The sequence below is a fragment of the Luteimonas sp. 3794 genome, assembly GCF_031456825.1.
Lineage (GTDB): Bacteria > Pseudomonadota > Gammaproteobacteria > Xanthomonadales > Xanthomonadaceae > Luteimonas.
In genome coordinates, this window is record NZ_JAVDVJ010000003.1 from 186,690 (window position 1) to 207,850 (window position 21,161).

Sequence of the window (21,161 nt, forward strand, 5' to 3'; positions counted from 1 at the left end):
TCACCCCGTGCACGCCCGGGGTGGAGGCATCATCACGGGTCGCACGCAACGGCGTGCCCTCGCGGAGACCGCCATGCATCGATTCCACCGTGAGTTCGCGCGGCGCCTCGGCGCCGCGTTCCTGGGTTCGGCCCTGCTGCTGTCGGGGTGCGCGATGGGCGGCGATCCGCCCGCCACCACGTCCAGCGAGGTCAATGCCATGCAGCAGCGCTTCATCGTCCGCTACGCGCCCGGCAGTGCGCCGGAACGCGATCCGGCGCTGGTTGCCGAACGCATCTCGCAGAGCGCACGCGCCGCGGGTCTGGCCGACACCAGCGGCATGCCCGGCAAGGTGACCTGGCTGCGCCGGCTTGCGGTCGGCGCCGATGTGGTGTCGATCGATCCCGAGCTCGATGCCACGCAGGCGCAGCGCCTGCTCGACGCACTCAACGCCGAACCCGATGTCCAGTACGCCGAACCCGACGGCCGCATGACGATCGGCCCCGGGCCGGAGATGCGGATGCGCGGCCCGGCGGTCGACTGAGCCTCAGCCCAACGGTTCGAAGCGGTTGGCTTCGACGTTCTTGCGGACTTTCAGCGGATCCCAGATGCGGCCGTTCATCGCCACATAGACGCCCGGCGGCTTGGACTGCACGGCGCCGACGGCGGTGCCGATGTTGAATTCCGCATCCGAGCCGCGAAACCGCGCCGGGCTCAGCGCGCCGGTGAGCACGATGGTCTTGTCGGCGATCGAGGCGAGCACCTTGGCGGTCTCCACCATCGAATCGGTGCCATGGGTCAGCAGCACGTGCTTCGCGGGTTGCGCGGCGATGGTCGCGCGGATCAGTTCGCGATCCTCGTCGGTGATGTGCAGCGAATCCTTGCGGATGATCGGGATCACCCGGAAGCGGAACGCGACGCCGAGTTCTTCGAGCATGCGTCCGATCTGCGGATCGCCCACCTGGAAGTCCGACTTGTCGTCGAAGTAGATCTTGTCGATCGTGCCACCGGTGGTGACGATCAGCAGTTCGTCCATCGTGATGCGGTCCTGCAGGGCAGCGAAGCGGCCGCCCATGATACCGGCGCACGCGGCGTCCACCGCGGGCGCGTTTCAGGCCTTCGGCGGACGATTCCGCGAAAAGCGTGCGCGCATGCCGGGCAGGCTGGCCGAGAACACCACCGCCAGCGACAGCGCGATCCCGGCCCACGGCCACAGGCCGAGCTCGGGATGCGACCAGGCGTACATGACGCCGTGGGAGAACCAGAACAGTGCTGCGATGCCCGACCACAGCGGCGCGCTCGGCCGGCGCAGCAGCACGCCGGCAAGCAGCAGCAGTGGCGGCAACACGAATACCAGCAGGGCTGCGCCGAAATGCGCGTCGTCGCGATACCAGGCCGCATACAGCGCCGCGATCAGCACCAATGACGTCGCCAGCACCCGCGTGGCCGGCGGCCGCATCCCGCTCATGCGCCGAGCTTCGCGGCGAGCAAGGCGATGCGCCGACCGAGCGCGCGCGCGAGCACGGCCTCGTCCTCGCTGGGCTGCGGGTCGTCCTGTTGCCCGGCGACATGGCTTGCGCCATACGGCGTGCCGCCGCCGCGCGTGGTGGTCAACGCGGGCTCGGTATAGGGAATGCCGGCAATCACGCAGCCGTGGTGCAGCAGTGGCACCAGCATCGTCAGCAATGTCGCTTCCTGGCCGCCGTGCTGCGTGGCGGTCGAGGTGAACACCCCAGCTGGTTTGCCGACCAGCGTGCCGCTGGCCCATTCGGCGCCCAGGCCGTCGAGGAAATGCTTCAACGGCGCAGCCATGTTGCCGAAGCGTGTCGGGCTGCCGAGCAGCAGGCCGGCGCATTCGGCCAGATCCGCACGCTCCACGTAGGGCGCGCCGTCCTCGGGCACCGGCGGCGCCGCCTGCTGGGTGATGGCTGCGACCGGCGGCACCGTGCGCAACCGCGCCTGCATGCCGTCGACCTCGCCGACGCCACGGGCGATCTGCTTCGCGAGGCGGGCAACCGAACCGTTGCGGCTGTAGTAGAGGACGAGGATGTCGGGCATGGAGGCGCCTGTGTGCGAAGAGGGCATGCGGCGTCTGAAGCCCCTTGATATGCCAGGGTCTCGATGACGTTGCGCGTCTGCATTCTCGCGCAGCGCGCGGCGAGCGGGGAAATCGCGCATCAGGCGTGCCCCCGCGTACCGTCATTCCGGCTGGAATAGCGACTTCGGCAAGAGGACGGTGCCGCGCAAAGCCACGGCCCATGCATGCCCACCCAAGCGCTTTGCTACGCTTCGCCGATGGAGCCACTCGCCACCTTCAACCGCTGGACCGAACGGATGGCGGACCGCGCACGCGCGCTGAGTTTCGCGCGCTTTCTGTGGCGTCGATTCCTCGACGACCGTCTGTTCGAAGCCGCCGGCGCGCTCGCGTTCACCACGGTGTTCGCGCTGGTCCCGCTGTCGATGGTGGTGTTCGGCGTGCTGTCGGTGTTTCCGGCGTTCGGCCAGTGGCGCGACCAGCTCAGCGACTACATCTTCTCCAACTTCGTGCCCGACTCGGCGCGCGCGGTCGAGCAGGTGCTATTGCAGCTGTCGACCAACACCGGCCAGCTGACGACGATCGGCGTGATCGCGCTGGTGATCTCGGTGCTGGTTACCCTGCTCAGCGTGGAGACCACGTTCAACCGCATCTGGCGGGTGAAGTCGGCGCGGCCCACATTCGGGCGCTTCCTTGTCTACTGGACCGTGCTCACCCTGGGCGCACTGGTGGCGACGGCCAGCCTGGCGGTGTCTGCGCGGTTCTTCGCGCTGGAGATCTTCAGTACCGATTCGGGACGCCTGCTGCGTGGCCTGATGCTGTGGGCGGCGCCGATGCTGATCGAGTTGGCTGCGTTCACGACGATCTTCCGCGTGGTGCCGCATCGCACCGTGCAATGGCGGCATGCGCTGGCCGGCGCGACGCTGGCGGTGCTGCTGTCGGAAGTCGTGAAGTGGGCAATCGGCCTCTACCTCGGCAGCTTCGACGCCTACGAGAAGATCTACGGACAGATCGCGTTCCTGCCGATCTTCCTGCTGTGGGTGTATCTGAGCTGGGTGGCGATCCTGCTCGGCGCCTCGTTCGCCGCGTCGATCTCCGCCTTCCGCTACCAGCCTGCGCACATGCGCCTGCCTGCGGGTTTCGAGTTCTATGGCCTGCTGCGGATGCTGGGCCGCTTTGCGGCCGCGCGCACCCAGGGGCGGGGCCTGCACAGCGACGAGATCCAGGCGCTGGAGCCGATGCTCACCGATGCGCTGGTGCAGCACATGCTTGCGCAGTTGGAGGAGATCGCGTTGCTGCGCCGGGCCGAATCCGGCGAGTGGTTGCTCGCGCGTGACCTCGATGGCCTGACGCTCGGCGAACTCTACGAAGCCTGCGAGCTGCGTGTGCCCATTGCCGAAGCCCATCTGCCGTGCCGCGACGATGCGCTCGGCGTGACGGTGTCCGCCGCCCTCGACGACCTGCGCATTCCGCTGCGCGACCTGCTCAAGCGGCGGGTCGGCAGCCTCTACGATTCCCCGGAGATTTCCGCATGAACCGCCTTGTTCCCTGTGTCGCACTCGCCATCCTGCTCGCCGCCTGCAAGCCCGACGGGCAGACCTCGACGAACAACGCGGCTGGTGATGGTGCGACGCCCACATCCGCGCCCGCCTCGACCGATGCAGTGGCCGCGTCGGCGTCCAGGACGCATCCCGCGTTGCAGGTGGAGACACTCGACGGCGGTCGCTTCGATCTCGCTGCACATCGCGGCCAGTGGGTGATCGTGAATTTCTGGGCGACCTGGTGTGCGCCCTGTCTGAAGGAGATGCCGGAACTGTCGGCGCTCGATGCGATGCGCGAACACATCCAGGTGATCGGGCTGGCCTACGAGGACATCGAGCCCGACGACATGCGCGCCTTCCTGCAGAAGCATCCGGTGGTCTACCCGATCGCGATCATCGACACCTTCGACCCGCCCGCGGATTTCGATACACCGCCCGGCCTGCCGATGACGTATCTGATCGGCCCCGAAGGACAGGTGGTCGAAAAGATCCTCGGGCCGGTGACCGCTGAAGGCCTGGAAACCATGATTGCAGGCGCCGGCGGTCCCACGATCGAGGCCTGAGCCGCGTTCAGTCCTTGAATGGTGGCAGCGGTGGGAGCACCTCGTAACGCTCCGGCTCAGGTTTGCGCCTGAGGCGTGGAAAGCGCAGCGGCGGCGCGTCGACGTGGCAGTCGGGCAGGCGGTCGAGCAGATCCCGGATCAGGGTCAGGCGTCCGCGCCGCTGGTCGTTGAAATCCACCAGCGTCCACGGCGCGTGTTCGGTGTGGGTGGCGCGCAGCATGGTGTCCCGGGCACGCGTGTAATCGCCGTAGCGCGTGCGCGCGGCGACATCGACCGGTGACAGCTTCCAGCGTTTGAGCGGGTCGTGCAGGCGCTCGGCGAACCGGGTTTCCTGCTGCGCCTGGTCACAGCCGAGCCAGTACTTGAACAGCAGGATGCCGTCGTCGACCAGCTGGCGTTCGAATGCCGGCACCTGGGCCAGGAAGGTGTCGACCTGCGCGGGCGTCGCGTAGCCCATCACCGATTCGACGCCGGCGCGGTTGTACCAGCTGCGGTCGAAGAGGGCGATCTCGCCGGCCGCAGGCAGGTGCGTGACGTAGCGCTGGAAATACCACTGGCCGGATTCGCGGTCGCTGGGCTTGGGCAGGGCGACGACGTGGCACTGGCGCGGGTTGAGATGTTCGGCAAACGCCTGGATGGCGCCGCCCTTGCCCGCCGTGTCGCGGCCTTCGAACAGCACCGCCAGTCGACGGCCGCTGTGCTGCAGCCAGCGCGCCATGGCCGCCAGCTCGATCTGCATCGGTTCGAGAGCGGCTTCGTACGCTTTGCGCTTGAGCGGTTTCATGCGGGCTCCAGTTCGGTGGTTCGCTAGTCGCCGCGGGATTTGCGCGGCGGCGCCTGCGCCATGGTCCGCGCGACTTCCAGCAAGGCACCCTGCTGGCGGGTATTGAGCGTGCGGTACGCGGCAAGCAGATCGTGTTCGCCCCTAGTGCGCGCCGGGTCGAGCGTGGCGGCAAGCGTCGCCAGCAACGCCCCCGCGGGCACGCCGAACGCGCGCGCCAGTGCATCGAGCTGGGCGCTGCCGGGTGTTTTCTCGCCGCGCATCCAGGCCGAAACCGTGGCTGCGCCCACGCGCGGAATCGCCGCGGCGATCTCCGCGGCGGTCAGGCCACGGGCCTTGGCGAGCAGGCGCAGCGTCTGGTCGATCGTCATCAGACTTCTTTCAGGCGCGGACGGATCGTCGCCAGATTGCAGGGCTTGGTGCGCGCGTCGAGCTGGTGGCGGACGATCTTCTCCCACGCCGTGCGGCAGGCCGATGTCGAGCCGGGCAGGGCGAACACAAAGGTCGCATTGGCGAGGCCGGCAAACGCGCGCGACTGCAGTGAGGATGTGCCGATCTCCTCGACCGACACCGCGCGGAACAGCTCGCCGAAGCCGGGCATCTCCTTGTCGAGCAGTGGCAACAAGGCTTCGGGCGTGGAATCGCGGCCGGTGAAGCCGGTACCGCCGGTGACGAGGATGCCGTCGACGTTGGCATCAGCGATCCACTTCGACACCAGCGCGCGCATCGCGTAGCGATCGTCGGGCAGCAGGGCGCGCTCGGCCACCGTGTGGCCCGCGCCGGTCAACGATTCGACGAGGTAGTCGCCGGAGCTGTCGGTGGCAAGGGTGCGGCTGTCGGAGACCGTCAGCACGCAGATCTGGAGAGGGATGAAATCGGTCTGGCTGCTCATGCGGCGAGGGTACCCCACCGCCACGGAAGGCCGCATCGCGACACGCGGTCGACGCGGGTCAGCGCGGCCTGCGTCGCGCGGGGCTCACTGCGCGGTCATGCGCGCCAGCTCGTCGGCCTGGTGTTCCTGCGACAGCCGCGCGATGAGTCCGTCGAGATTGCCTTCGAGCACGTTCGGCAGGTCATACAGGGTGAGACCCTCGATGCGGTGGTCGGTGATCCGCCCCTGCGGATAGTTGTAGGTACGGATGCGCTGGCTGCGATCGCCGCTGCCGACCTGCAGCTTGCGCACCTCGGCCGTCGCGGCCGCGCGGCGTTCGGCTTCCGCGTCGGCCAGCATCGCGCGCAGGCGCTTCATCGCCTTGTCGCGGTTGGCGTGCTGGCTGCGTTCGGTCTGCGATTCGACGACGAGCCCGGTCGGGATGTGGGTGATCCGGATCGCAGAGTCGGTCTTGTTGACGTGCTGGCCGCCGGCGCCGGACGAACGGAAGGTATCGACCTTGAGGTCGGCGGGATTGAGTTCGATCGGCTCGCCTGCGTCCTCGATCGGAATGATCGCGACCGTGGCGGCCGAGGTGTGGATGCGGCCCTGCGATTCGGTTTCCGGCACGCGCTGCACACGATGGGTGCCGGATTCGAACTTGAGACGCGCGTAGGCGCCGCTGCCGTCGACTGCGGCAATGACTTCGCGGAAGCCGCCGTGTTCGCCGGTGCTGGCCGATTCCACTTCCACGCGCCAGCCCTGCCGCTCGGCGTAGCGCTGGTACATGCGGAACAGGTCGCCGGCGAAGATCGCCGCTTCGTCGCCGCCGGTGCCGGCGCGGATCTCGAGATAGAAGCCGCCGTCGTCGCGCGCGTCGCGCGGCACCAGCAGCGCCAGTAGATCGGCTTCCAGCGTTTCCAGGCGCGCGTTGGCGGCGGCGATCTCCTCCTCGGCCATCTCGCGCATGTCGGCGTCGTCGAGCAGGCTGCGCGCGGCGTCGCGATCGTCGAGTGCGCGGCGCTCGTCGGCCAGGGCGCTCGACAGCGGTTCGAGCTGGGCGAACTCGCGCGACAGGGCACGGAAACGCGCCTGGTCGGCGACGGTCGCAGGGTCGGACAGCAGGCGTTCGAGTTCTTCGCGGCGTTCGGCCAGCGCTTCGAGCTTACGGCGCAGGGTCGGCAGCATCGGGTGTCCGGGGCTCGGGTTCGGGCGGCAGCAGGGCGTCGAGGCTGTCGGCCAGGGTGTCGTCGCCGCGCATCGCGGCCTCGCGCAGGGCAGTGGTGGGCAGATGCAGCAGCCGGTTGGTCAGGGTATGGGCCAGCAGTTCCAGCACGGCGTCGGGTGATTGACCGGCGGCGAGCTGCTGGCGGGCGCGGGCGAGGGCTTCGCCGCGGACTGCTTCGCCGTGCGCGCGCAGGCGCTTGACCGGCGCCAACCGGCCGCGCGCGGCATTCGATTCGCTGAAGCGGGTGACCTGCAGGTCGATGATCGCGTCCGCATCGGCAGCGGCTTCGCGACGTCCGCGGCGGTTGTCGTCGAGCGTGCGCTCCAGATCGTCGACGGTATAGAGGAACACGTCGCGCAGTTCGGCCACGTCGGGCGCGATATCGCGCGGCACCGCCAGATCCATCAACAGCATCGGCCGGTGCTTGCGCGCGTCCAGCGCCGCGGCGACCTGCGCGCGGCCGATGATCGGCGTGCGGCTGGCGGTCGCCGACAGCACGATGTCGGCGAGAAACAGATGCCGGTCGAGTTCGTCGAGAGGCAGCGCGATGCCGCCGTGGCGCGCTGCCAGTTCCTGCGCGTGCGCGTAGGTGCGGTTGGCGATCAGCAGGCGTTTGACGTTGGCCTGCGCCAGATGGCGCGCGGCCAGTTCGATCGTCTCGCCGGCGCCGATCAGCAGCACGGCCGAATCGGCCGGGCGCGCGAACGACTCCTGCGCCAGCCGCACGGCGAGCGATGCGACCGACACCGGGCTGTTGCCGATGCGGGTTTCGCTGCGGGCGCGCTTGGCGGTGACGAAGGCATGCTGGAACACGCGGTCGAGATCGCTGCCGAGGGTGCCGGCTGCGCGCGCGCTGGCCCAGGCCTGCTTCACCTGCCCGAGGATCTGCGGCTCGCCGAGCACCAGCGAATCGAGACCGGTGGCGACGCGGAACAGATGCCGCACCGCATCGGCGCCGCGATGCTGGTAGAGGTAGGCCTGCAGCGAGCCGCCGGCCAGCGACGCATCGTCGCCGGGATGCGTCGCCAGCCAGCGCGCCAGCGCGCTGCCGTCGTCGTCGCACACCGCGTACAGCTCGGTGCGGTTGCAGGTCGACAGCAACGCGACCTCGCGCACCGCCGGCAATGCACGCAGCTGGGCCAGCGCCGCATCGAGCGCATCACCGGCGAACGCCACCCGTTCGCGCAGGGCGACCGGCGCGGTCTGGTGGTTGATGCCGAGTGCGTAAAGGCTCATGGGCTGGCGTGCCTGTCGGAAGGCGATTCCGTTCAGGCGCTTGCGATAAGCTGCGGACGAAGGCGCCCATTTTACGGCCCGGTTGCTCCAGATGCCCGTTTTCTCTCCGCCCCGGACCGCGCGGCTGCGCGCGGCACTGCTGGTGCCCCTGCTGGGACTGGCCTGCGCGGCCCACGCCCAACGCGGCGATCTCGACCGCAACGACCCCCTCCACCAGGATCTGCTGGGCGCGACGCTCGCCGGCGAATTCGCGGTCCAGGCCGGTCGGCTGGACGAGGCCGCCAACTGGTACCTCGATGCTGCCCGCCAGTCGGATGGCGATCCTGGTCTGGCCGAGCGCGCCACCCGTATCGCGCTGCTGGCCGGCGACGACCGCCGCGCCGCTCAGGCGCTGGAACTGTGGCGTCGCCACGCCCCCGACTCGCTGCCGATGCGCGCCGCCGAGGCCACGCTGTCGCTGCGCGCCGGTCGCGACCGGGTCGCCCGTCGCCAGCTGGAAGCACTGTTGCGCAGCGACGATCCGGCCGGCTGGCGGCATGCGTTTACCGTGCTGGGCGGCGGCGCCCGCGACCAGGCGCAGGCCACGCGCCTGCTCGGCCAGCTCGTCGACAGCGGCGCGATCCCCGATGTCCTGCAGGCGTGGATGGCGTTCGGCGGGCTCGCCCAGCGGCTGGACCGGACCGACCTGACCGAGCGCATCCTCGAGAGCATCGTGGCGCGCTTCCCGGGCGAGCCACGCGTCGCGCTGCTGCGCGCGAGCCAGTTGCGCGAGTCCGGTCGCGCGGACGAGGCGCGGCAGGCCTTGCTTGCCCTGGGCGATGCGGCCTTGATCGGGCCTGATCTGCGCATGGGAATCGCCAGCGAGTACGAAGCCCTCGGTGATCTCACCGACGCCGAGCGCACGCTCGCGATGGGCCCGCAGGACGGTCGCACCTATGTCCTGCGCGCCTCGCTGCTGGCGCGCGGCGAAAACAAGGCCGCGTTGGCCGCGCTGTACGACGAGGTCAAGGCCGTCGCGCTGACGCCCAATCCGGCCCAGCGCCTGTTGCTGGGGCAGATGGCCGAGTATCTGGAGCAGTACGACGAGGCCCTGGACTGGTACCAGACCGTGCCCGGCGGCGCCGAACGCGCGCAGGCGCGGCTACGCAGCGCGCGGGTGCTGCACGAACTCGACCGCAAGGACGATGCTTGGGCCCGGCTTCGGGAGCTGCAGTCCGACGGCGGGTCTGATGAAGACATGCGCCGCAACGCCTATCTGCTGGAGGCGGAGCTGCGGCAGAACGACAACGACCCGGCCGAGCTCGATGTCTACAACCGCGGGCTCGCGGCGATGCCGGACGATCCGGCGGTGCTCTATTCGCGTGCACTGATGTGGGAGCGCCGCGACGACATCCCGCGCGCCGAGGCCGACCTGCGCCGCGTGCTGGTGGCCGACCCTGAAAACGTCGCCGCGCTCAACGCGCTCGGCTACACGCTCGCCGACCGCACCACGCGCTACACCGAAGCGCTGGAACTGATCGACCGCGCGCGCGTGGCCGAGCCCGACAATGCCGCGATCATCGACAGCTATGGCTGGGTGCTGTATCGCCTCGGCCGCAACGAGGACGCCCTGGTCGAACTGCGCCGTGCGTTCTCGATGATGAAGGATGCCGAAGTCGCCGCGCATATCGGCGAAGTGCTGTGGGTGCTCGGTCGCCACGACGAAGCGCGCAGGTACTTCGATGAAGCCCGTGGTATCGATCCGGAGAACCGCTCGCTGATCCGCGCGCTGGAGAAGACCGGCGCATGAACGTCCGGATGCTGATGGCCGCGGTGGCGGCCCTGGGGCTGGCTGCCTGCACCAGCGTGCCGGTGCGGGCGCCGCTGCAGACGGTCGAGCTCGCACCCGCCGCCCTTGCCGATGCGCAGGCCCGGCTCGCCGCGCGTGAAAACGCCGTGCGCTCGCTGCCGCAACTTGCATTCAACGGGCGCGTGGCGATGTCCAATGGCCGCGATGGCGGCAGCGGGCGCATCGATTGGGTGCAGACCGGCGCGGAGTACCGGGTGACGCTGAGCGCGCCGGTGACCCGGCAGAGCTGGCAACTGGAAGGTGGCCCGCAGGGCGCGCGCATCGACGGCCTCGATGGCGGGCCGCGCGAGGGTGTCGACGTGGGGCTGCTGTTGCGCGAGGCGACCGGCTTCGAGATTCCGGTTGCGGCAATGGCGGCCTGGGCTGCGGGGATGCGTGCCGACACGGGCGCAGCCCAGGTCGCTTTCGATGCGGGTGGTCGGCTGGCGCGCCTGCAGCAGGATGGCTGGACGATCGATTACCTCGAGTGGCAGCCCGACAGCGCTTCCGGCGCCGTGCTGGCGCTGCCGACGCGGATCAATGCCCAGCGCGGCGATGCGCGCGTGCGCCTGATCGTCGACAGCTGGGCGCGCGGCGGCGCCGCGGGCATGCTTTCGACGCCATGAGCGATATGGACGCCGCCGGTGGCTGGTCGATCTGGCCGGCCCCGGCCAAGCTGAACCTGTTCCTGCGCATCACCGGCCGCCGCGCCGACGGCTATCACGCGCTGCAGACCGTGTTCCGGATGCTCGACTGGGGCGACACGATCCGCCTGCGGCCGCGCGCCGATGGCCGGATCCGCCGGATCGGTGATTCCGTTCCGGGCCTCGCCGAGGCGGATGATCTCGTCGTCCGGGCGGCGCTTGTGCTGCAAAAAGAAGTGAACGTGGCGCAAGGTGTGGACATCTGCGTCGAAAAGCGGATTCCATCCGGCGCCGGGTTGGGGGGTGGATCCTCCGACGCGGCGACTGTTCTACGCGCCCTCGACCAGCTGTGGCAGCTGAGTCTCGGCGACGACCGCCTGGCTGGGTTGGGCCTCGCGCTGGGCGCCGATGTGCCGGTGTTCATCCGCGGTCGCAATGCCTGGGCGGAAGGCGTGGGGGAGTCGCTGGTGCCGATCGACCTGCCGCCGGCCTGGTACCTGCTTGCCGATCCCGGCGTGCACGTGAATACCGCGGCGCTGTTCCAGTGCCCTGAATTGACGCGAAATGCTGCACCCGCGACAATGGCCGACTTCGTTTCAGGTGCGTCGCTCGGCAACGCGTTCGAGTCGGTCCTGCGTCACCGCGAACCCGCCGTCGAGGCTGTGTTCAAGGTGCTGGCAGAGGTCGGGTCGCCACGCTTGACCGGGACGGGCAGCGGCTGCTTCGTCGAGTTCGCCACGCGCGAATCCGCCGAGGCCGCGCAGATGCGGGTCGCGTCGCGGGTGTCGTCCCGTGTGGTCGGCGGCGCGGCGTGCTCGCCGTTGCTGGATGCATTGGAGGCCGGCGTTCGGGATTAGGGATTGGGGATTCGACGGCATGTCCGATTCCCCAATCCCGAATTCCTAATTCCGGATTTCTGAAGGGGCGTCGCCAAGTGGTTAAGGCACCGGGTTTTGATCCCGGCATTCGCAGGTTCGAATCCTGCCGCCCCTGATTCCCGTGTCTGTGCCATGTGCCGGCACGGCCACTCCTCCATCCGCTCGGTCAGAGCGACGCGGAACTGCAGACATGAAAGAAGAACGCAATCTCCTGATTTTCTCGGGCAATTCGAACCGCCCGCTGGCCGAGGCCGTGTGCCGTGAACTCGGCGTGCGCCAGGGCAAGGCGCTGGTGTCGACGTTCTCCGATGGCGAGGTCCAGGTCGAGATCGAGGAGAACGTCCGTCGCCAGGACGTGTTCGTGATCCAGCCGACCAGTGCGCCGTCGGCCGAGAACCTGATGGAGTTGCTGGTGCTGATCGACGCGCTCAAGCGCGCCTCGGTGTCCAGCGTGACCGCGGTGATCCCGTACTTCGGCTACTCGCGCCAGGATCGTCGCCTGCGTTCGACCCGCGTGCCGATCACCGCCAAGGTCGTGGCCAAGATGGTGTCCGCGGCCGGCGCCGACCGCGTGCTGACGATCGACCTGCACGCCGACCAGATCCAGGGCTTCTTCGACATTCCCGTCGACAACGTCTACGCCTCGCCGCTGCTGCTTGCCGATATCTGGCGCGCGCACGGCACCGACAACATGGTCGTGGTCTCGCCCGACGTCGGCGGCGTGGTGCGCGCCCGCGCGATCGCCAAGCGCCTCGACGATGCGGACCTGGCGATCATCGACAAGCGCCGTCCGCGCGCCAACGTCTCCACGGTGATGAACATCATCGGCGACGTGAGCGGCAAGACCTGCGTGCTGGTCGACGACATCGTCGACACGGCTGGCACGCTGTGCGCCGCGGCCGCCGCGCTCAAGGCGCAGGGCGCCACCAAGGTCGTCGCCTACTGCACCCACGCGGTGCTGTCGGGCCCGGCGATCGACAACCTCAACAAATCGCAGCTCGACGAGATGGTGGTCACCGACACCATCCCGCTGTCGGAGGCCGCGCGCAACTGCACGCGCATCCGCCAGCTCAGCGTCGCCGAGCTGCTGGCCGAGACGATCCGCCGGATCGCGTTCGGAGAATCGGTCAGCTCGCTCTACGTCGACTGACCTGCTGCAACGTCTCGTCTGGTCGCGGACGAGACGCTTCACCGCCGCGAGGCGGTATCAATCCAGAAAAGTGAATCAAAAAAATGGCTACCACGCATGAAATCAAGGTGCAGCGCCGCGAAGACGAGGGGAAGGGTGCGAGCCGCCGCCTCCGTCTTGCCGGCAACGTGCCTGCCGTCGTCTACGGCGGCGACCTCAAGCCCGTCAGCATCGAGCTGAGCCACAACGATGTCTGGCTCGCCAGCCAGCACGAGTGGTTCTACGCCTCGATCCTCGACCTGAGCCTCAACGGTGACGTCCAGAAGGTGCTGCTGCGTGACATGCAGCGTCATCCCTTCAAGCAGCAGATCATGCACCTGGACTTCCAGCGCGTGAACGCGAACGAGGCGATCCGCACCGCCGTGCCGCTGCACTTCGTCAACGAAGACACCTCGCCGGCCGGCAAGGCTGCCGACGTCGTGATCACCCACGAGCTCAACGAAGTCACCATCACCTGCCTGCCGGGCGATCTGCCGGAGTTCATCGAGATCGATCTCGGTGCGATGGTCGTCGGCGATATCGTCCACCTGTCGCAGATCAAGCTGCCGAAGGGTGTCGAGATCCCCGAGCTGGCGCTGGGTGCGGACCACGACGTCGCCGTCGTCGTCGCCAAGCACGGCCGCGTGGAAGCCGAGTCGGAAGAGACCGAGGAAGCCGCTGCGGACGTCCCGGCCACCAAGGCCGCGAAGGACGACGAGTAATCGTCGCGTGGGCGCGCCTTCGGGCGCGCCTGCGTTGCCGCTTCCATGGCAGGACTGCGACTGATCGTCGGGCTGGGCAATCCCGGTCCCGAATATGCACGGACCCGGCACAACGCCGGGTTCCGTTTTGTCGACGAACTCGCTGCGAAGGCGGGCGCGTCGTTCCGGCTCGACAGCAAGTTGTTCGGCGAGACCGCGAAGATCGACATCGCCGGTCAGCCGGTCTGGCTGCTGAAGCCGGCCACGTTCATGAACCTCAGCGGCAAGTCGGTCACCGCCGCGCTGCGGTTCTGGAAGTTCGAACCCGAACAGGCGCTGCTGGCGCACGACGAGCTGGACCTGTCGCCGGGCACCGCGCGGTTGAAATTCGACGGCGGGCATGGCGGCCAGAACGGCCTGCGCGACACGATGCAACTGCTCGGCCACGGCCGGTTTCACCGGCTGCGTATCGGCATCGGCCATCCGGGCAGCAAGGACAAGGTCACGCCGTGGGTGCTGGGCCGCGCGAACGCCGACGACGACATCCTGATCGGACGCGCGATCGACGCGGCGCTCGACGTCCTGCCGCTCGCGATGGATGGCAATTTCATGGATGCGATGACGAAGCTCCACACGCCCAGGGATTAGGGATTGGGGATTCGGGATTCGGGCGTGCTTGTCCGAATCCCGAATCCCGAATCACCACTCCCGGATTCAAGTCATGGGCATCAAATGCGGCATCGTCGGCCTGCCGAACGTCGGCAAGTCGACCCTCTTCAATGCGCTGACCAAGGCGGGCATCGCCGCGGCCAATTTTCCGTTCTGCACCATCGAGCCGAACGTCGGCATCGTGCCGGTGCCGGATCTGCGCCTCAACGCGCTGGCGGCGATCGTCAAGCCGCAGAAGGTGCTGCCGACGGCGGTCGAATTCGTCGATATCGCCGGCCTGGTCGCGGGCGCCGCGAGCGGCGAGGGCCTGGGTAACAAGTTCCTGTCGCACATCCGCGAAGTCGACGCGATCACCCACGTGGTGCGCTGTTTCGAGAACCCGGACGTCATCCACGTCAACAACAAGGTCGACCCGATCGCCGATATCGAGACCATCGATACCGAGCTCGCGCTGGCCGACCTGGATTCGGTCGAACGCGCGCTGCAGCGCGCCGAGCGCTCGGCCAAGACCGGCGACAAGGACGCCAAGGTCCGCGCCGAAGTGCTGGGCCGCGTGCACAAGGGCCTGGCCGATGGCCAGCCGGTGCGCGCCCTCAAGCTCTCCGACGAGGACAATGCGGCGATCCGCGACCTGTTCCTGCTGACCGCCAAGCCCGTGCTGTACATCGCCAACGTGCTGGAAGACGGCTTCGAAAACAATCCGCACCTCGACGCCGTGCGCGCACGCGCGGTGGGTGAGGGTGCCGAAGTGGTGCCCGTGTCGGCCGCGATCGAAGAAGAGCTCTCGCAGCTCGACGATGTCGATCGCGACGCGTTCCTCACCGATCTGGGCCTCGACGAGCCGGGCCTGAATCGCGTGATCCGCGCGGCCTACGGCCTGCTGACGCTGCAGACCTACTTCACCGCGGGCGTCAAGGAAGTACGCGCGTGGACGGTGAAGATCGGCGCCACCGCGCCACAGGCCGCGGCCGTCATCCATACCGATTTCGAAAAGGGCTTCATCCGCGCCGAAGTGGTCGGCTACGACGATTTCATCCGCTACAACGGCGAGTCCGGTGCCAAGGAAGCAGGCAAGTGGCGTCTGGAAGGCAAGGAATACATCGTCAAGGACGGTGACGTGATGCATTTCCGCTTCAACGTCTGAGCTGTGCGGGCAGATTGGTTCTGCGAGAGGCGCCTTCAGGGCGCCTTTCGTGTGAGAAGTGCACGGAAAATCGATCCGATCGCGCACGTGGAGATGGCGTCCGGGCGCAGGGCCGGTTAAGATGCGCGCCCGTCTGTACAGGTCATCGGCCAGGCAGCGGGTCCGGCGAAGTCCAACGCCTTCCGGCGTTGACAGAACCGGGAACTGGCCCCAAAATCGCGGGCTGTTTTCACCGGCAACACGAAAGCGCCGGAGGGATACCCAAGCGGCCAACGGGGGCAGACTGTAAATCTGCTGGCTTACGCCTTCGGTGGTTCGAATCCACCTCCCTCCACCATCTTTCGATGTGGTGGAAACAAGTGCAGTGCGACAGGTTGTAATGCGGTAGGCGGGTCCCGGTGCGGGAGTAGTTCAATGGTAGAACCTCAGTTTTCCAAACTGATTACGAGGGTTCGATTCCCTTCTCCCGCTCCATTGAACGTTCCAATGTTCCCCAGTTCCACATCGTTGCTCACGTAGCTCAGTCGGTAGAGCACCTCCTTGGTAAGGAGGAGGTCGAAGGTTCGATTCCTTTCGTGAGCACCATCCTCCGCGGGTCCGCTTGCAGTGCGGATCCGACGCGGCACGCAGTCACCACCTCACCAGATTTCGAGACAGAGCAGCCATGGCAAAGGGTAAGTTCGAGCGCACCAAGCCCCACGTGAACGTGGGCACGATTGGTCACGTTGACCACGGCAAGACGACGCTGACGGCGGCGCTGACGAAGATCGGTGCGGAGCGTTTCGGCGGCGAGTTCAAGGGCTACGACCAGATCGACGCGGCGCCGGAAGAGAAGGCGCGCGGCATCACGATCTCGACGGCGCACGTGGAATACGAATCGGCCGTGCGTCACTACGCACACGTCGATTGCCCGGGTCACGCCGACTACGTCAAGAACATGATCACCGGCGCTGCGCAGATGGATGGCGCGATCCTGGTGTGTTCGGCCGCTGACGGCCCGATGCCGCAGACCCGCGAGCACATCCTGCTGTCGCGTCAGGTCGGCGTGCCGCACATCGTCGTGTTCCTGAACAAGGCCGACATGGTCGACGACGCCGAGCTGCTCGAGCTGGTCGAGATGGAAGTGCGCGAACTGCTGTCGAAGTACGACTTCCCGGGCGACGACACCCCGATCATCCACGGTTCGGCCCGTCTGGCGCTGGAAGGCGACCAGAGCGAAATCGGCGTGCCGTCGATCCTGAAGCTGGTCGACGCCCTCGACACCTTCATCCCGGAGCCGGAGCGTGACGTCGACAAGGCATTCCTGATGCCGGTCGAAGACGTGTTCTCGATCTCGGGCCGCGGCACCGTCGTGACCGGTCGTATCGAGCGCGGCATCATCAAGGTCGGCGAAGAAATCGAAATCGTCGGTATCCGTCCGGTGCAGAAGACGACCGTCACCGGCGTCGAAATGTTCCGCAAGCTGCTCGACCAGGGTCAGGCGGGCGACAACGCCGGTCTGCTGCTGCGCGGCACCAAGCGTGACGACGTCGAGCGTGGCCAGGTGCTGGCCAAGCCGGGTTCGATCAAGCCGCACACCGAGTTCGAAGCCGAAGTCTATGTCCTGTCGAAGGACGAAGGCGGCCGTCACACGCCGTTCTTCAAGGGCTACCGTCCGCAGTTCTACTTCCGCACGACCGACATCACGGGCGCGTGTGAACTGCCGGAAGGCACCGAGATGGTGATGCCGGGCGACAACGTGAAGATGGTGGTCACGCTGATCAACCCGGTGGCGATGGACGAAGGCCTGCGCTTCGCGATTCGCGAAGGCGGCCGTACCGTCGGCGCCGGCGTGGTGGCCAAGATCATCAAGTGATCCAATGGCCCGGATGTGCATTTGCGCATCCGGGCCGTTGTTCATTCCGACGCAAGTCGGGATACAGTGGGTTCTACGGGGTGCCAACCCCGTCGAAACCGCGACAAGGCGGGCCGGAACCCCGGTCCGCCTTCGCCGTCTAAGGGTGTCCGAAGCCGGTTGTTGTTCCAATCCGTACGCCAGTAGCTCAATTGGCAGAGCAGCGGTCTCCAAAACCGCAGGTTGGGGGTTCGAGTCCCTCCTGGCGTGCCATTCGCGGAATCGTCCGCGCGGGTCCGGTCGCAACGCGGTCCGTCCCGTCAACCGAGCAGTCGCAAACCGATGAGTCGCCGGGAATTGAACAGCAGAGTTGAACAATCCAAGGGTGCGTCTTCGACGGACCTCGCCAAGTACGCTGCCGCGATCCTGCTCGTTGTCGCCGGCGTGTTTGCCTTTTACTGGTTCCAGGCGCAGCTGGCCACGCCGGTGCGCAGCATCATCGTCGCCCTGTGCGTCGTGGGCGCCACCGCGGTCTTCCTGACGACGGACAAGGGTCACAAGACCCGTGATTTCTTCTCGGAGACCCGCTTCGAGATGCGCAAGGTCGTCTGGCCGACGCGCCAGGAGGCGATTCGCCTGACCTGGATCGTGATCATCGCCGTGGCGATCATCAGCCTGATCCTGGCCGGCTTCGACCAGATCATCCAGTGGCTGATCCGCCTCGTTCTGAGGCAGTGACGGAGTAACGATTCAGATGGAAACCGAAGGCGTCAAGCGCTGGTACGTCGTGCATGCCTATTCCGGCTTCGAGAAGTCGGTGGCCCAGGCGCTGCGCGATCGCATCGTGCGCACCGAGATGCAGGACAAGTTCGGCGACGTGCTGGTGCCGACCGAAGAAGTGATCGAGATGCGCGCCGGACAGAAGCGCCGCTCCGAGCGCAAGTTCTTTCCGGGCTACGTCCTGGTGCAGATTCTGACCTCGGACGAGGGCGGCATTCCGCGCATGGACAACGAGAGCTGGCATCTGGTCAAGGAAACGCCGAAGGTGATGGGCTTCATCGGCGGCACCGCTGATCGTCCGCTGCCGATCCGCGACGAAGAAGCCGCCGTGATCCTCGATCGCGTGCAGGAAGGCGTCGAGAAGCCGCGTCCGAAGGTGCTCTTCGAGCCGGGCCAGATGGTCCGCGTGACCGATGGTCCGTTCAATGACTTCAACGGCGTGGTCGAGGAAATCAACTACGAGAAGAGCCGCCTGCGCGTCGCAGTGCTGATCTTCGGCCGTTCGACCCCGGTCGAACTGGAGTTCGGGCAGGTCGAAAAGGCCTGAACCCCGCTGCGCCCGTCTGTGACGGGCGCGCGAAACCCTGCTATAGTGCGCGGCTCACTGTCTGGCTGGGCTAGACATCCGCACAGGCCGCCGTATGGGCGGCCTTTCGCGCGAGATGGACAACGTGAATCCGGGACACGTGTATTCCCGGAACGATGGGGAGCCTGAGCTTAGGCGCTTGCACCCGGAGAGAAGAAGACAATGGCGAAGAAAGTCGTCGGTTACATCAAGCTGCAGGTCAAGGCCGGTCAGGCCAACCCCTCGCCGCCGGTCGGTCCTGCGCTGGGTCAGCGCGGCCTGAACATCATGGAGTTCTGCAAGGCGTTCAATGCAGCGACCTCCAAGCTCGAGCCGGGTCTGCCGACCCCGGTGATCATCACGGCCTACTCGGACCGTACCTTCACCTTCATCACCAAGAGCACGCCGGCATCGGTGCTGCTGAAGAAGGCGGCCGGTGTGAGCTCGGGCTCCAAGCGTCCCAACACCGAGAAGGTGGGCAAGGTGACGCGCGCGCAGCTCGAAGAGATCGCCAAGGCGAAGGAAGCCGATCTGACGGCGGCCGAGCTGGAAGCAGCAGTGCGCACCATCGCGGGCTCCGCCCGTTCGATGGGCCTGACGGTGGAGGGCTGAGACCATGGCACAGACCAAGCGACAGAAGAGCATCCAGGCTGCCGTGCAGCCGGGCAAGAACTACGCGATCGATGACGCCCTGAAGATCGTCAAGGACAACAGCAGCGCGAAGTTCGCCGAAGCCGTGGACGTCGCCGTCCGCCTCGGCGTTGACGCGCGCAAGTCCGACCAGCAGGTGCGTGGCTCGACCGTGCTGCCGCAGGGCACGGGCAAGAGCGTCCGCGTGGCGGTGTTCGCGCCTGCCGGTGCCAAGGCCGACGAGGCTCTGGCCGCCGGTGCCGACATCGTCGGCATGGACGATCTGGCCGAGAAGATGCAGGCCGGCGACATCAACTACGACGTCGTGATCGCGACGCCGGATGCGATGCGCGTGGTCGGCAAGCTCGGTACCGTGCTGGGTCCGCGCGGCCTGATGCCGAACCCGAAGGTCGGCACCGTGTCCCCGAATCCGGGTGAGGCTGTGAAGAATGCGAAGGGCGGCCAGGTCCGTTACCGCACCGACAAGGCAGGCATCATCCACTGCACGATCGGCAAGGCCGATTTCGATGCCGAGAAGCTGAAGGAAAATCTGCAGGCGCTGCTCGCCGACCTGGTCAAGGCCAAGCCGGCCACCGCCAAGGGCCAGTACCTGCAGAAGATCTCGGTGAGCTCGACCATGGGTCCGGGTGTCGCCATCGACCAGTCGTCGCTGACCATCGCACGCTGATCAAAACGCAATAAGCGCGCCGTCCCGTTCGCGGGGCGACGCGATTTGGGGGCATCGCAACGGACCGAAGGTCTGGTGCGGCGCCGTCAAAGACCGCAGGCGCGGTCGAGGTCGAGGTGACGACGGGCAGGGATGCTCGAACTGGCAGGGAATCGCCGTCACCGAGGCTCGAGACCGCTTAATCCCGAGGTGCTTGCACCGACAGGCCTGCGTAGATGGTGATGCCCTTCTGGATTTTCTGGTCCGACATCCGTCAGCCAGACAGAAGGCCACCACCGGGATGCTTCGCGCATCCCCGGCCTCCAGGGATGGAAGTCGCTCAGGACCGCAAGCGGCAGGAGCCGTGAGCGGAGTTCACAATGAGGAGTGATGAATGGCTCTCAATCTGTCCCAGAAGCAGGAAGTTGTCGCCGAGCTGGCAGAAGTCGCCGCGAACGCCCACTCCCTGATTGCTGTCGAGTATGTGGGCACCACGGTCAGTCAGATGACCGCGATGCGCAAGAAGGCTCGTGAGACCGGTGTGTACTTGCGCGTTGTCAAGAACACCCTGGCCGCACGCGCGGTGGAAGGTACTGGCTACGAGTGCGCCAAGGACTCGCTGGTCGGCCCTCTGCTGTATGCGTTCTCGACCGAGGAGCCCGGCGCAGCCGGTCGCCTGATCAAGGAATTCGCCAAGGACAACAGCAAGCTGGTGCCCAAGCTCGTCGTCATGGAAGGCCAGCTGTATCCGGCCAGCCATGTGGACGTGCTGGCATCGCTGCCGACGCTCGAGCAGGCCCTGTCGATGCTGGCCCGCGTGCTGTCCGAACCCGCTGCGATGTTCGCCCGTGCCGTCAAGGCCGTCGGCGACAAGCAGGGCGGTGGCGACGAAGCGCCCGCGGAAGCTGAAGCTGCAGCCGAGACGGCCGAAACGGCTTAAGTCCGGCCTGCCGGTTCAACGAAACCTATCCCAGAAAATTTTTCAAAGGTAATCACAATGTCCCTTACCAACGAACAGATCGTCGACGCCATCGCCGAGAAGTCCCTGATGGAAGTGATGGAGCTGGTCAAGGCCATCGAAGAGAAGTTCGGCGTCTCCGCCGCTGCTCCGGTTGCCGCGGCTGCTGCTGCCGGCCCGGCTGCCGCTGTCGAAGAGCAGACCGAGTTCACCGTCGTCCTGAAGGCCGCCGGCGAGAAGAAGGTCGAGGCCATCAAGGTCGTCCGCGCCATCACGGGCCTGGGCCTGAAGGAAGCCAAGGACCTGGTCGAAGGCGCACCGAAGGACGTCAAGGAAGGCGCCACGAAGGAAGAAGCCGAGAAGATCAAGAAGGATCTCGAGGCTGCAGGCGCGACCGTCGAAATCAAGTAAGCGGCACTTGGCATCGCAGCACATGCTTGCGATGCACCGGGGCCGGGGGC

25 protein-coding genes and 5 tRNA genes are annotated in these 21,161 nt (G+C 67.1%); 22 read left to right on the forward strand and 8 right to left on the reverse strand.

Translation table 11 applies throughout. From position 1 onward, the window contains the following. Window positions 1–73 precede the first annotated feature (73 nt). On the forward strand, window positions 74–523 hold the full coding sequence (locus tag J2X52_RS07025; protein WP_310150715.1) for a hypothetical protein: 450 nt from the start codon (window positions 74–76) through the stop codon (window positions 521–523). A 3-nt stretch (window positions 524–526) separates the two neighbouring features. On the opposite strand, the gene J2X52_RS07030 is transcribed toward J2X52_RS07025, so the two are convergent. From J2X52_RS07030 to wrbA, 3 genes are all read right to left on the reverse strand, one after another. After that, window positions 527–1,015, reverse strand: a complete 489-nt coding sequence (locus tag J2X52_RS07030) for an asparaginase domain-containing protein (RefSeq protein ID WP_310151215.1) — start codon at window positions 1,013–1,015, stop codon at window positions 527–529. A gap of 75 nt (window positions 1,016–1,090) precedes the next feature. Further along, window positions 1,091–1,447, reverse strand: coding sequence for a DUF2069 domain-containing protein (locus J2X52_RS07035; protein WP_310150718.1), 357 nt, complete (start codon window positions 1,445–1,447; stop codon window positions 1,091–1,093). Beyond that, complete coding sequence (wrbA, locus tag J2X52_RS07040; RefSeq protein WP_310150721.1) at window positions 1,444–2,037, reverse strand: NAD(P)H:quinone oxidoreductase; 594 nt, start codon at window positions 2,035–2,037, stop codon at window positions 1,444–1,446. The genes J2X52_RS07035 and wrbA overlap by 4 nt, the downstream gene beginning before the upstream one ends. Before the next feature lie 237 nt (window positions 2,038–2,274). Between wrbA and J2X52_RS07045 the strand changes: the two genes are divergently transcribed. Then, on the forward strand, window positions 2,275–3,549 hold the full coding sequence (locus J2X52_RS07045; protein ID WP_310150723.1) for a YihY family inner membrane protein: 1,275 nt from the start codon (window positions 2,275–2,277) through the stop codon (window positions 3,547–3,549). After that, window positions 3,546–4,118: a TlpA disulfide reductase family protein gene (locus J2X52_RS07050; protein ID WP_310150725.1), complete on the forward strand. Its 573-nt coding sequence runs from the start codon at window positions 3,546–3,548 to the stop codon at window positions 4,116–4,118. The genes J2X52_RS07045 and J2X52_RS07050 overlap by 4 nt, the downstream gene beginning before the upstream one ends. Window positions 4,119–4,125: 7 nt before the next feature. Here J2X52_RS07050 and ppk2 read toward each other — a convergent pair whose 3' ends face one another. The 5 genes from ppk2 to hemA form a co-directional block, all read right to left on the reverse strand. Beyond that, on the reverse strand, window positions 4,126–4,902 hold the full coding sequence (ppk2, locus tag J2X52_RS07055; RefSeq protein ID WP_310150726.1) for a polyphosphate kinase 2: 777 nt from the start codon (window positions 4,900–4,902) through the stop codon (window positions 4,126–4,128). 23 nt (window positions 4,903–4,925) lie between these two features. Beyond that, on the reverse strand, window positions 4,926–5,270 hold the full coding sequence (locus J2X52_RS07060; RefSeq protein ID WP_310150728.1) for a helix-turn-helix transcriptional regulator: 345 nt from the start codon (window positions 5,268–5,270) through the stop codon (window positions 4,926–4,928). Continuing rightward, complete coding sequence (gene moaB / locus J2X52_RS07065) at window positions 5,270–5,791, reverse strand: molybdenum cofactor biosynthesis protein B (protein WP_310150730.1); 522 nt, start codon at window positions 5,789–5,791, stop codon at window positions 5,270–5,272. Before moaB ends, J2X52_RS07060 begins: the two co-directional genes overlap by 1 nt. Before the next feature lie 84 nt (window positions 5,792–5,875). Beyond that, window positions 5,876–6,958, reverse strand: a complete 1,083-nt coding sequence (gene prfA, locus J2X52_RS07070; protein WP_310150732.1) for a peptide chain release factor 1 — start codon at window positions 6,956–6,958, stop codon at window positions 5,876–5,878. Continuing rightward, window positions 6,936–8,234 carry a glutamyl-tRNA reductase gene (gene hemA, locus J2X52_RS07075; RefSeq protein WP_310150734.1) on the reverse strand — a complete coding sequence of 433 codons (1,299 nt, stop codon included), beginning with the start codon at window positions 8,232–8,234 and terminating at the stop codon, window positions 6,936–6,938. Before hemA ends, prfA begins: the two co-directional genes overlap by 23 nt. 91 nt (window positions 8,235–8,325) lie before the next feature. Here hemA and J2X52_RS07080 point away from each other — a divergent pair, with 91 nt between their 5' ends. From J2X52_RS07080 to rplL, 19 genes are all read left to right on the forward strand, one after another. Then, window positions 8,326–10,023 (forward strand): tetratricopeptide repeat protein, encoded by a 1,698-nt coding sequence (locus J2X52_RS07080; RefSeq protein WP_310150736.1) that lies wholly within the window; start codon window positions 8,326–8,328, stop codon window positions 10,021–10,023. Beyond that, on the forward strand, window positions 10,020–10,688 hold the full coding sequence (lolB, locus tag J2X52_RS07085) for a lipoprotein insertase outer membrane protein LolB (RefSeq protein WP_310150738.1): 669 nt from the start codon (window positions 10,020–10,022) through the stop codon (window positions 10,686–10,688). Before J2X52_RS07080 ends, lolB begins: the two co-directional genes overlap by 4 nt. A 5-nt stretch (window positions 10,689–10,693) precedes the next feature. Then, window positions 10,694–11,563, forward strand: coding sequence for a 4-(cytidine 5'-diphospho)-2-C-methyl-D-erythritol kinase (gene ispE, locus J2X52_RS07090; protein ID WP_310150740.1), 870 nt, complete (start codon window positions 10,694–10,696; stop codon window positions 11,561–11,563). A 63-nt stretch (window positions 11,564–11,626) separates the two neighbouring features. After that, a tRNA-Gln gene (locus J2X52_RS07095) sits at window positions 11,627–11,699 on the forward strand. A gap of 75 nt (window positions 11,700–11,774) precedes the next feature. After that, window positions 11,775–12,734 carry a ribose-phosphate diphosphokinase gene (locus tag J2X52_RS07100; protein WP_310150742.1) on the forward strand — a complete coding sequence of 320 codons (960 nt, stop codon included), beginning with the start codon at window positions 11,775–11,777 and terminating at the stop codon, window positions 12,732–12,734. A gap of 83 nt (window positions 12,735–12,817) precedes the next feature. Beyond that, window positions 12,818–13,474, forward strand: a complete 657-nt coding sequence (locus tag J2X52_RS07105) for a 50S ribosomal protein L25/general stress protein Ctc (protein WP_310150744.1) — start codon at window positions 12,818–12,820, stop codon at window positions 13,472–13,474. Window positions 13,475–13,519: 45 nt separating this feature from the next. After that, window positions 13,520–14,101 (forward strand): aminoacyl-tRNA hydrolase, encoded by a 582-nt coding sequence (gene pth, locus J2X52_RS07110; protein ID WP_310150746.1) that lies wholly within the window; start codon window positions 13,520–13,522, stop codon window positions 14,099–14,101. A 73-nt stretch (window positions 14,102–14,174) separates the two neighbouring features. After that, a complete protein-coding gene (gene ychF, locus J2X52_RS07115) occupies window positions 14,175–15,266 on the forward strand; it encodes a redox-regulated ATPase YchF (RefSeq protein WP_310150748.1) in 1,092 nt (363 codons plus the stop codon). A 251-nt stretch (window positions 15,267–15,517) separates the two neighbouring features. Beyond that, window positions 15,518–15,603 (forward strand) — tRNA-Tyr (locus J2X52_RS07120). Between the two features lie 63 nt (window positions 15,604–15,666). Further along, a tRNA-Gly gene (locus J2X52_RS07125) sits at window positions 15,667–15,740 on the forward strand. Window positions 15,741–15,775: 35 nt separating this feature from the next. Next, window positions 15,776–15,851: transfer RNA gene (locus J2X52_RS07130), tRNA-Thr, on the forward strand. A gap of 79 nt (window positions 15,852–15,930) precedes the next feature. Beyond that, on the forward strand, window positions 15,931–17,121 hold the full coding sequence (gene tuf, locus J2X52_RS07135; RefSeq protein WP_232148027.1) for an elongation factor Tu: 1,191 nt from the start codon (window positions 15,931–15,933) through the stop codon (window positions 17,119–17,121). Between the two features lie 176 nt (window positions 17,122–17,297). Then, window positions 17,298–17,373 (forward strand) — tRNA-Trp (locus J2X52_RS07140). Window positions 17,374–17,457: 84 nt separating this feature from the next. After that, window positions 17,458–17,838, forward strand: a complete 381-nt coding sequence (gene secE, locus J2X52_RS07145; RefSeq protein WP_310151218.1) for a preprotein translocase subunit SecE — start codon at window positions 17,458–17,460, stop codon at window positions 17,836–17,838. 16 nt (window positions 17,839–17,854) lie between these two features. After that, window positions 17,855–18,427, forward strand: a complete 573-nt coding sequence (nusG, locus tag J2X52_RS07150; RefSeq protein WP_310150752.1) for a transcription termination/antitermination protein NusG — start codon at window positions 17,855–17,857, stop codon at window positions 18,425–18,427. 201 nt (window positions 18,428–18,628) lie between these two features. Beyond that, window positions 18,629–19,057 carry a 50S ribosomal protein L11 gene (rplK, locus tag J2X52_RS07155; protein WP_310150755.1) on the forward strand — a complete coding sequence of 143 codons (429 nt, stop codon included), beginning with the start codon at window positions 18,629–18,631 and terminating at the stop codon, window positions 19,055–19,057. A gap of 4 nt (window positions 19,058–19,061) precedes the next feature. Beyond that, window positions 19,062–19,763, forward strand: a complete 702-nt coding sequence (rplA, locus tag J2X52_RS07160; protein ID WP_310150760.1) for a 50S ribosomal protein L1 — start codon at window positions 19,062–19,064, stop codon at window positions 19,761–19,763. Window positions 19,764–20,136: 373 nt separating this feature from the next. Further along, on the forward strand, window positions 20,137–20,682 hold the full coding sequence (gene rplJ / locus J2X52_RS07165; protein WP_310150763.1) for a 50S ribosomal protein L10: 546 nt from the start codon (window positions 20,137–20,139) through the stop codon (window positions 20,680–20,682). Window positions 20,683–20,739: 57 nt separating this feature from the next. Then, a complete protein-coding gene (gene rplL / locus J2X52_RS07170; RefSeq protein WP_096297402.1) occupies window positions 20,740–21,111 on the forward strand; it encodes a 50S ribosomal protein L7/L12 in 372 nt (123 codons plus the stop codon). The last annotated feature ends 50 nt before the right edge of the window (window positions 21,112–21,161 follow it).

Excerpts from the sequence above, each read along its gene's own strand:
- J2X52_RS07025 (WP_310150715.1), top strand. The coding sequence starts at position 74 with ATGCATCGATTCCACCGTGAGTTCGCGCGGCGCCTCGGCGCCGCGTTC.
- J2X52_RS07030 (WP_310151215.1), bottom strand. The coding sequence starts at position 1,015 with ATGGACGAACTGCTGATCGTCACCACCGGTGGCACGATCGACAAGATC.
- J2X52_RS07035 (WP_310150718.1), bottom strand. The coding sequence starts at position 1,447 with ATGAGCGGGATGCGGCCGCCGGCCACGCGGGTGCTGGCGACGTCATTG.
- wrbA (WP_310150721.1), bottom strand. The coding sequence starts at position 2,037 with ATGCCCGACATCCTCGTCCTCTACTACAGCCGCAACGGTTCGGTTGCC.
- J2X52_RS07045 (WP_310150723.1), top strand. The coding sequence starts at position 2,275 with ATGGAGCCACTCGCCACCTTCAACCGCTGGACCGAACGGATGGCGGAC.
- J2X52_RS07050 (WP_310150725.1), top strand. The coding sequence starts at position 3,546 with ATGAACCGCCTTGTTCCCTGTGTCGCACTCGCCATCCTGCTCGCCGCC.
- ppk2 (WP_310150726.1), bottom strand. The coding sequence starts at position 4,902 with ATGAAACCGCTCAAGCGCAAAGCGTACGAAGCCGCTCTCGAACCGATG.
- J2X52_RS07060 (WP_310150728.1), bottom strand. The coding sequence starts at position 5,270 with ATGACGATCGACCAGACGCTGCGCCTGCTCGCCAAGGCCCGTGGCCTG.
- moaB (WP_310150730.1), bottom strand. The coding sequence starts at position 5,791 with ATGAGCAGCCAGACCGATTTCATCCCTCTCCAGATCTGCGTGCTGACG.
- prfA (WP_310150732.1), bottom strand. The coding sequence starts at position 6,958 with ATGCTGCCGACCCTGCGCCGTAAGCTCGAAGCGCTGGCCGAACGCCGC.
- hemA (WP_310150734.1), bottom strand. The coding sequence starts at position 8,234 with ATGAGCCTTTACGCACTCGGCATCAACCACCAGACCGCGCCGGTCGCC.
- J2X52_RS07080 (WP_310150736.1), top strand. The coding sequence starts at position 8,326 with ATGCCCGTTTTCTCTCCGCCCCGGACCGCGCGGCTGCGCGCGGCACTG.
- lolB (WP_310150738.1), top strand. The coding sequence starts at position 10,020 with ATGAACGTCCGGATGCTGATGGCCGCGGTGGCGGCCCTGGGGCTGGCT.
- ispE (WP_310150740.1), top strand. The coding sequence starts at position 10,694 with ATGGACGCCGCCGGTGGCTGGTCGATCTGGCCGGCCCCGGCCAAGCTG.
- J2X52_RS07100 (WP_310150742.1), top strand. The coding sequence starts at position 11,775 with ATGAAAGAAGAACGCAATCTCCTGATTTTCTCGGGCAATTCGAACCGC.
- J2X52_RS07105 (WP_310150744.1), top strand. The coding sequence starts at position 12,818 with ATGGCTACCACGCATGAAATCAAGGTGCAGCGCCGCGAAGACGAGGGG.
- pth (WP_310150746.1), top strand. The coding sequence starts at position 13,520 with ATGGCAGGACTGCGACTGATCGTCGGGCTGGGCAATCCCGGTCCCGAA.
- ychF (WP_310150748.1), top strand. The coding sequence starts at position 14,175 with ATGGGCATCAAATGCGGCATCGTCGGCCTGCCGAACGTCGGCAAGTCG.
- tuf (WP_232148027.1), top strand. The coding sequence starts at position 15,931 with ATGGCAAAGGGTAAGTTCGAGCGCACCAAGCCCCACGTGAACGTGGGC.
- nusG (WP_310150752.1), top strand. The coding sequence starts at position 17,855 with ATGGAAACCGAAGGCGTCAAGCGCTGGTACGTCGTGCATGCCTATTCC.
- rplK (WP_310150755.1), top strand. The coding sequence starts at position 18,629 with ATGGCGAAGAAAGTCGTCGGTTACATCAAGCTGCAGGTCAAGGCCGGT.
- rplA (WP_310150760.1), top strand. The coding sequence starts at position 19,062 with ATGGCACAGACCAAGCGACAGAAGAGCATCCAGGCTGCCGTGCAGCCG.
- rplJ (WP_310150763.1), top strand. The coding sequence starts at position 20,137 with ATGGCTCTCAATCTGTCCCAGAAGCAGGAAGTTGTCGCCGAGCTGGCA.
- rplL (WP_096297402.1), top strand. The coding sequence starts at position 20,740 with ATGTCCCTTACCAACGAACAGATCGTCGACGCCATCGCCGAGAAGTCC.